Annotated in this window: 8 protein-coding genes; 1 reads left to right on the top strand and 7 read right to left on the bottom strand. The window is 60.8% G+C overall.

What is annotated here, in order from left to right; genetic code table 11:
- Window positions 1-11: 11 nt before the first annotated feature.
- The 7 genes from L8H52_RS20475 to L8H52_RS20445 all read right to left on the bottom strand — a co-directional run bounded on the left by L8H52_RS20475 (window position 12) and on the right by L8H52_RS20445 (window position 5,242).
- Complete coding sequence (locus L8H52_RS20475; protein ID WP_242208483.1) at window positions 12-1,145, bottom strand: AGE family epimerase/isomerase; 1,134 nt, start codon at window positions 1,143-1,145, stop codon at window positions 12-14.
- A gap of 183 nt (window positions 1,146-1,328) precedes the next feature.
- On the bottom strand, window positions 1,329-1,901 hold the full coding sequence (locus tag L8H52_RS20470; protein ID WP_242208482.1) for a HupE/UreJ family protein: 573 nt from the start codon (window positions 1,899-1,901) through the stop codon (window positions 1,329-1,331).
- A 27-nt stretch (window positions 1,902-1,928) separates the two neighbouring features.
- On the bottom strand, window positions 1,929-2,543 hold the full coding sequence (gene ureG / locus L8H52_RS20465; protein WP_007915910.1) for an urease accessory protein UreG: 615 nt from the start codon (window positions 2,541-2,543) through the stop codon (window positions 1,929-1,931).
- Between the two features lie 11 nt (window positions 2,544-2,554).
- Window positions 2,555-3,229 (bottom strand): urease accessory protein UreF, encoded by a 675-nt coding sequence (locus tag L8H52_RS20460; RefSeq protein ID WP_242208481.1) that lies wholly within the window; start codon window positions 3,227-3,229, stop codon window positions 2,555-2,557.
- Window positions 3,226-3,726 (bottom strand): urease accessory protein UreE, encoded by a 501-nt coding sequence (gene ureE / locus L8H52_RS20455; RefSeq protein ID WP_242208480.1) that lies wholly within the window; start codon window positions 3,724-3,726, stop codon window positions 3,226-3,228. The genes L8H52_RS20460 and ureE overlap by 4 nt, the downstream gene beginning before the upstream one ends.
- Window positions 3,727-4,029: 303 nt before the next feature.
- Window positions 4,030-4,662 carry a TetR family transcriptional regulator gene (locus L8H52_RS20450; RefSeq protein WP_242208479.1) on the bottom strand — a complete coding sequence of 211 codons (633 nt, stop codon included), beginning with the start codon at window positions 4,660-4,662 and terminating at the stop codon, window positions 4,030-4,032.
- Between the two features lie 154 nt (window positions 4,663-4,816).
- Window positions 4,817-5,242 carry a hypothetical protein gene (locus tag L8H52_RS20445; RefSeq protein WP_242208478.1) on the bottom strand — a complete coding sequence of 142 codons (426 nt, stop codon included), beginning with the start codon at window positions 5,240-5,242 and terminating at the stop codon, window positions 4,817-4,819.
- A 385-nt stretch (window positions 5,243-5,627) separates the two neighbouring features.
- On the opposite strand from L8H52_RS20445, the gene L8H52_RS20440 reads away from it, so the two are divergent.
- Window positions 5,628-7,703: an AsmA family protein gene (locus tag L8H52_RS20440; protein ID WP_242208477.1), complete on the top strand. Its 2,076-nt coding sequence runs from the start codon at window positions 5,628-5,630 to the stop codon at window positions 7,701-7,703.
- The last annotated feature ends 100 nt before the right edge of the window (window positions 7,704-7,803 follow it).

Here is a 7,803-nt window from a genome sequence, read left to right as displayed (position 1 = left end):
CGGTCTATAAGTCAGCGAAGATATTCAGCCAGACCGTGGTAACAGGTCGCCAAGTGATACGGCGTAGTCGAAGGCATGTCCTTGCGACTGACTTCCCCCAACTCATCACGGCACTCATGCCAGCCACCGGCATGCAGAAACCGCTGCTGCAATGCCTGCAACTGACGCAGCACCACCGTTTCACTGTTCGGCCGCAAGGTCAGCGCCCGCAGATATTCCGCCTGAGCCCAGATCCGCTGGGTCGAGTCTCGCGGGCGTCCATTGGTTTCCAGATCAAGCATCGCCCGCACCGCACCGGATGGCTGCACCACACCGTATTGCTCGGTAAACGCAAATGCCCGATCGAGCGCCGCATGCAGTTTCGAACCGCGCAGCAACGGCGACGATTCCAGCAGGAAGTACCACTCGAACTGATGCCCTGGCTCATACCAGTTATCCACAGCGCCGAGCGGTTTCTCCATCAGCACGCCATATTGCGGATCGACGAACTGTTTGTGCATGGCTGTGCATAACTCCAGCAGAGCCTTCTGCGTCTGGGCATCTTCACGCACCGCCAGGGTGGCGAGAAAGGCTTCGGCCAGATGCATTAACGGATTCTGCAGCGGACCGGTTTGCAGGGTGATCCAGTCACGTTCCAGGCAGGCTTCGTACAAGCCATCGCCGGTGGCAAAGCGTCGGCCGATGATTTCCAGCGCCGCGTTGAGCGTCGACTCAGCCAGCGGATCGCCGGACTTTGCCCAGTAATGCGCGCAGGCAAACAGGATGAAAGCGTGGGTGTAGAGGTCCTTGCGCTGATCCAGCGGCTTGCCCTGCGCATCGATGCTGTAGAACCAGCCGCCATGCTCGGCATCATGAAAGTGCCGTTGCAAGGAGCGGAACAGCGCCGCCGCACGAACGTCGGCGTTATCCACAACCCCGATCAGACTGGAAAACAGATACAGCTGCCGCGCACAGGCCATCGCCCGATAGCGTTGCGCGGGCAGCGGCTGATGCGCGGCATCCAGCGCCTCAAAGGGCAGCGCCATGTCGGCGTTCCAGCCCGGGCCTTGCCAGAGGGGCACGATCACGTTGACGAAGTGCTGTTGCACAGCGCCGAACAGGGCGGTCAATTCGGGCAGGGTGGTGGAGCGGGAAGCGTGGGGCATGGGCGGACGTCGTCACGGGCTGGGGCGATTGCGCGACATGGTAGCAGAGCGGCAGCCTTTAGAGACGCGGTGTCTGTCAGTCCGCCTTCGCGAGCAGGCTCGCTCCCACAGTGGATTTGCGGTGTACACAAAACCTGTGGGAGCGAGCCTGCTCGCGAAGAGGCCAGTGCAGGCGCTAAAAAATCATCCTGCCAACAACCAGACCCCGGTCGCCGCCGAAGCCGCACCCGCCAACCGCACCAGCGGCGCCGCTGCCTGCGGCAACACGCGAACCACGCCATAACCGACGGCATGCAAAGCGGCGGTCGCCACAACGAAACCCGCCGCATACGCCCAAGGACTGCTCATGTCCGGCAGCTCCAAGCCATGCGCCACACCGTGGAACAACGCAAACACCGCCGTCGCCACCACCGCCATGACCAACGGCGGACGCACCGCCAATGCCACCGCCAGACCCAGCGCCAACACCGACGCGGCAATGCCGCTTTCCAGCGCTGGCAATTCCAGCCCTTCAAAACCGAGCATGCCGCCCATCAGCATGGTGCCGACAAAAGTGCACGGCAGCGCCCAACGCGCCGCGCCTTGCTGCTGCGCCGCCCACAGCCCAACAGCAATCATCGCCAACAAATGGTCGAGGCCGCCAATCGGGTGGCTGATACCGGCGATCAAACCGCTGTCGCCATGCCCTGGGTGAGCGAAGGCCAGTGCCGGAGTCAGCAGCAGCGCCACAGCGCCAAGAATACGTTTGAGTGTCATGGATAAGCTTCCTTGTTGAGCAGTGAATCAGGCTGCGGTCAGCAGGCCCTGGCGTTCGATGAAGGCGATGATTTGCTCAAGGCCCTGACCGGTTTTCTGGTTGCTGAAAACGAACGGCTTGCCGTTGCGCATGCGTTTGGTGTCGCTGTCCATCATCTCCAGCGAGGCGCCCACCAGCGGCGCCAGGTCGATCTTGTTGATCACCAGCAGATCGGATTTGCAGATGCCCGGCCCGCCCTTGCGCGGCAGCTTGTCGCCGGCCGAGACATCGATCACGTAGATGGTCAGGTCGGACAGTTCCGGGCTGAAAGTCGCCGACAGGTTGTCACCGCCGGACTCCACCAGAATCAGATCGAGGCCCGGAAAGCGTCGGTTCAGTTGATCGACCGCTTCAAGGTTGATCGAGGCGTCTTCGCGGATCGCCGTGTGCGGGCAGCCACCGGTTTCCACGCCGATGATCCGCTCGGGCGCGAGGGCTTCGTTGCGCACGAGAAAATCGGCGTCTTCACGGGTGTAAATGTCGTTGGTGACCACGGCGAGGTTGTAGCGCTCGCGCAAGGCCAGGCACAGGGCCAGGGTCAACGCGGTTTTGCCGGAACCGACCGGGCCGCCGATGCCGACGCGCAGAGGTTGGGTGTTCATGGTTGTTTCTCCTAAGAGCGAAAGAGGCGGCTGTACTGGCGCTCATGGGCCATGCACGCCAGGGACAGGCCGAACGCGGCGCTGCCGATGTGATCGGGATTGATTCGGCTGGCGCCCTGCTGCGCCTGTTGCAACAACGGCAGCAGTTCGCTGGTCAGGCGTTGCGCGGCTTGCTGGCCCAGCGGCAGGGTTTTCATCAGGACGGCGAGCTGGTTTTCCAGCCAGCTCCACAGCCACGCAGCGAGCGCGTCTTGCGCGCTGATGCCCCAGGCGCGCGCGGCCAGCGCCCAGCACAGGGCCAGATGCGGTTCGCTGCATTGTTCAAGAAAGTCGCGCGCCGACGCGTCGAGTTCCGGCAAGCCGTTGAGCAATTGCTGCAACGAGTAACCCATTTGCCGACTTTCCAGATGCAGTTCACGCGTCTCGCGACTGGCGCGGTGGCTTTCGCAGAGGCTCAGCAACTCGCTCCAGTTTTCGTCCGCTGCGGCTTGGCAATGTGCGAGCAGCAACGGCGCTTCGAAGCGGGCGAGGTTCAGCAGCAACTGATCGCTGATCCAGCGCCTGGCGCTGTCCGGGTTGTTGACGCGGCCGTTATCCACGGCCATTTCCAGACCTTGCGAATAGCTGTAGCCACCAATCGGCAGCTGCGGACTGGCCAGGCGCAGCAGCGCCCAGGCCGGATTCACAGGCGGACGCCGAACTGATGGAGTTTCGGCGCGTAATTGAAGTCTTCGTCGCCGTGTCGGGAATGGTGATGGCCGCCGCCGTAAGCACCGTGTTCCGGCTGGAACGGCGCTTCAATGGCTTCGACTTGCGCGCCCAACTGTTCGAGCATGGCCTTGAGCACGTAATCGTCGAGCAGACGCAGCCAGCCATCGCCAACCTGCAAGGCAACGTGGCGATTGCCCAAGTGATAAGCCGCGCGGGTCAATTCGAAGGTGTTGGCGCAGGTGACATGCAGCAATTGCTCGGGGCGGGCGCAGACGCGGACGATGCGGCCGTCTTCGGCTTGCAGGCATTCGCCGTCAAACAGCGGCGGCTGACCGCGATCCAAAAACAACCCGACGTCTTCGCCCTCGGCACTGAAACAGCGCAAACGGCTTTTGCTCCGCGCTTCGAAGGTCAGGTGCAACTCGGCGGCCCAGACGGGTTGAGGGTCGATTCTGCGGTGAATCACCAGCATCGGAAAACTTCCAGCTATGGACAATGATTGGGTTAGAGCAAGGGGCTTGCCAATCGGACGAGATGTAGGAAATCCCTGTCGGAGCGTAGTGGATGTTTCAAGATGTTGCGGAATTTTGGAATGTTTTGGTGCGTGAAGATTTTTTAATGCACCAAATCAGAGCCTTGGCACAGAACCAATTGTGGGAGCGAGCCTGCTCGCGAAGGCGGTGTGTCAGCCATATAAATGTTGCTGAAACTACGCTTTCGCGAGCAGGCTCGCTCCCACAGGGGGGGAATTTGGTATGTCAGTAATGAGGGGGTGTTACTCGGTACTGCCCAGCCCTTGCCAGTGCTTGAGCCCGATGAAGATGAAGCGCAACTGCTGGGTGATCTTCGCCTGCGGCGTCAGATGCTCCGGCAGGGCTTCAGCGGTTGGGTCGATGATGTCCGGGAGGGTGGCAAACACCGACTTGACGATCAGGTCTGCGATTACGCTCAGGCCGGCGGCGTCCAGATGCTGAAGCTTGGGCATCATCGTCAGATCAGACGCCAGGTCGGAACTGATGTTCTCGCGCAAGCGTCCGATCGCCTGACGCACCGGCAGCGAACCGCCGTATTGCTCGCGAGCGAGAAACAGGAATTGCGAGCGGTTGGCGCTGACCACGTCGAGGAAGATCCGCACCGAAGCATCAATAATGCCGCCCATGACGAATTCGTTGTGGCGCACCAAGCGGATGGTTTCACGGAAGGTCTGGCCGACTTCGCTGACCAGAACCAGACCGAGCTCATCCATGTCGGCAAAATGCCGGTAGAAACCGGTGGGCACGATGCCGGCGGTTTTCGTCACTTCGCGCAGGCTCAGGCTGCCGAATCCTCGGCCGCTTTCCATAAGGTGGCGGGCAGCGTCCATCAGGGCGTTGCGGGTCTGTTGTTTCTGTTCGGCGCGGGGCAGCATCGCAGGATGTGTTCTATGGCAGGACAAGCGCCGCACTCTAGCAAATCGGCTTTGTCGGCGTCGAACGGGAGGAGGTGGAGCGAAAGGTTTACCGGGCCAGAAAAGTCAAAAGCCCAATCCGGTGATTGGGCTTTTTTTCGAGGCCGCCATGGGCTTAGCTCAAGGCGCTGTTGCGTTCGATCACACGGTCACCACCACCTTCGGCAAGGGTTTGACCTTGTGGAGTGCGGTCGCCGCCGTCAGAAGCCAGAGTCTGGCCTTGTGGGGTGCGGTCGCTACCGTCGGAAGCCAGGGTCTGGCCTTGTGGGGTGCGATCACCACCGTCGGAGGCGAGGGTCTGACCTTGTGGAGTCTTGTCGTAGCCGTCTTGCACCAGACCTTTCTCTTCCAGACGATCACGGCCGCCTTCAGCCAGGGTCTGGCCTTGTGGGGTACGGTCGGAACCATCAGCGGCTACGGTTTGGCTGAACACCGAGTGGCTGGATTTCACTTGCGGAGTAGCCTGATCGGCAGCGGGCAGGGCGAAAGCAGTGCTGGCTAACATCGACAGGGTAAGGCTGAGCAGTAATTGGCGTTTCATGATGGGTTGCTCCTTGGGAGGGCGATAAAGTGGGTACGAGGGCAATGCTACTCTCGATAAGTCGATATAAAAGTTCATAAACGCAATGGTAATAATCAACAGAATTGATTGTTCTGCCAGGAGGCTCTAGATCGGGCCTTTCAGGGCAGCGGTTTTGCACCGGGGTGGGTATTTCCGACCCACTCGCGCCTCGCAAAAGTGCGGGTCGCGGTAACACTGTTCGACTGATCGGTCAGAATTCGCGTGAGTTTTTGCGCCTTAATCGACCTTTCGATTAAACCTGCGGCTGGTTTGCCAGTCGTAGATTTCATGAGGGCCGCTTTGGTCCGCCGTTTCAGCCGTACGCCGCAGTCTTTGCGTGCGGTCGTGATCAGGAGCTTTGTGCATGACGCGCACTGGAAAAATCTTCAGCTGGACCTTCGCCACCCTCGTGCTGCTACTGGCGGTGCTGGTGTTGATCATCGTGTTCTTCGACTGGAACCGGATCAAACCGCCGCTCAACGCCAAAGTCTCGGAAGAACTGCACCGACCGTTTGCCATCAACGGCAACCTCGCGGTGATCTGGCAGCGCGAGCCGGACGAGGGCGGCTGGCGCGCCTGGGTGCCGTGGCCGCACGTGGTCGCTGAGGATTTGAGCCTGGGCAACCCGGACTGGTCGAAAAAACCGCAGATGGTCACGCTCAAGCGCGTTGAGCTGCGTATCTCGCCGCTGGCGCTGCTGGCGCAACGGGTGGTGATTCCGCGTATTGACCTGACCGAACCGAACGCCGAGTTGCAGCGTCTGGCCGACGGCCGCGCGAACTGGACGTTCAAGTTCGATCCGAAAGACCCGAATGCCGAACCGTCGAACTGGGTGGTCGACATCGGCGCCATCGGTTTCGACAAGGGCCACGTCACTCTTGATGATCAGACACTGAAAACCAGTCTCGATGTACTGATCGATCCGCTGGGCAAGCCGATTCCTTACAGCGACATCGTTGGTGCCAAAGCGGCGAAAACTGCGCAGGACAAGGGCGGTGCACCGCAGGATTACGCATTTGCCTTAAAGGTCACAGGCCAATATCACGGCCAAAACCTCACCGGCCAAGGCAAGATCGGCGGGCTGCTGGCGTTGCAGGACGCGAGCAAGCCATTCCCTTTGCAGGCCCAGGCGAAGATCGGCGACACCAGCATCGAACTGGCTGGCACGCTGACCGATCCACTGAACCTTGGCGCGCTCGATCTGCGCTTGAAACTGGCCGGGGCCAGTCTCGGCAATCTCTATCCTTTAACCGGCGTGACCCTGCCGGACACGCCGCCGTACTCCACTGACGGCCATTTGATCGCCAAGCTGCACGACGAGGCCGGTGCGAAGTTCACCTATGAGCAGTTCAACGGCAAGATCGGCAGCAGCGATATTCACGGCGACCTGACCTACGTTGCCAGCCAGCCACGGCCAAAACTCAGCGGTGCATTGCTCTCTAATCAACTGCTGTTCGCCGACCTTGCGCCACTGATCGGTGCTGACTCCAATGACAAGCAAAAGGCTCGCGGCGGCGAGAGCAAACAACCGGCCGATAAAGTGCTGCCGGTGGAGGAGTTCAAGACCGATCGCTGGCGTGCGATGGACGCCGATGTCGAGTTCACCGGCAAGCGCATCGTCCACAGCGAAAAACTGCCGTTCAACGACCTTTATACCCACCTGAAACTCAACGACGGCGAACTCAGCCTGGAGCCACTGCGCTTTGGCGTGGCGGGCGGCAATCTTGATGCACAGATCCGCCTCAACGGTCGTACCGAGCCGCTGGAAGGCCGGGCCAAATTGACCGCGCGTCGGTTCAAGCTCAAAGAATTGTTCCCGACCTTTGAACCCATGAAGACCAGTTTCGGTGAACTCAACGGTGACGCCGATATCAGCGGGCGCGGCAACTCGGTGGCCAAGTTGCTGGGCGGTGCCAACGGCAAATTGAAGATGCTGATCAACGACGGCGCGATCAGCCGCGAGCTGATGGAGCTGGCCGGGCTCAACGTCGGTAACTATGTGGTCGGCAAGATCTTTGGCGACAAGGAAGTGAAGATCAACTGCGCGGCGGCGGACTTTGATATCAAGTCTGGTCTGGCGACTACGCAGCTGTTTGTCTTCGATACCGAGAACGCGATTATCTACATCGATGGCACGGCAAACATGGCCACCGAGCAGCTCGATCTGACCGTGACCCCGGAATCCAAGGGCTGGCGTTTGATTTCACTGCGCTCGCCGCTGTACGTGCGCGGCAAGTTCATCAAGCCGGATGCCGGCGTGAAGGCTGTGCCGCTGATGTTGCGCGGGGCGGGGATGGTGGCGTTGGGTGTGATTGCAGCGCCGGCGGCGGGGTTGTTGGCGCTGGTGGCGCCGAGTGGTGGCGAGCCGAACCAGTGTGCGCCGTTGCTGGAGCAGATGAAGGCGGGCAAGGCGCCTGTCACTGTCAAACCGACCAAGTAATCGGTGGCCGTAAGGGCCCCTTCGCGAGCAGGCTCGCTCCCACAGGGGACCGCATTCCTTCAGATGGATGCGGTCGAGTGTGGGAGCGAGCCTGCTCGCG

Source organism: Pseudomonas sp. CROZ-RG-20F-R04-15 (assembly GCF_022662375.1).
Taxonomy (GTDB): Bacteria; Pseudomonadota; Gammaproteobacteria; order Pseudomonadales; family Pseudomonadaceae; genus Aquipseudomonas.
This window is presented reverse-complemented; position numbering and strand designations above follow the sequence as displayed.

Coding starts and splice junctions, on each gene's coding strand:
- L8H52_RS20450 (WP_242208479.1), bottom strand. CDS start 4,662: ATGCTGCCCCGCGCCGAACAGAAACAACAGACCCGCAACGCCCTGATG.
- L8H52_RS20470 (WP_242208482.1), bottom strand. CDS start 1,901: ATGACACTCAAACGTATTCTTGGCGCTGTGGCGCTGCTGCTGACTCCG.
- ureG (WP_007915910.1), bottom strand. CDS start 2,543: ATGAACACCCAACCTCTGCGCGTCGGCATCGGCGGCCCGGTCGGTTCC.
- L8H52_RS20440 (WP_242208477.1), top strand. CDS start 5,628: ATGACGCGCACTGGAAAAATCTTCAGCTGGACCTTCGCCACCCTCGTG.
- L8H52_RS20445 (WP_242208478.1), bottom strand. CDS start 5,242: ATGAAACGCCAATTACTGCTCAGCCTTACCCTGTCGATGTTAGCCAGC.
- ureE (WP_242208480.1), bottom strand. CDS start 3,726: ATGCTGGTGATTCACCGCAGAATCGACCCTCAACCCGTCTGGGCCGCC.
- L8H52_RS20475 (WP_242208483.1), bottom strand. CDS start 1,145: ATGCCCCACGCTTCCCGCTCCACCACCCTGCCCGAATTGACCGCCCTG.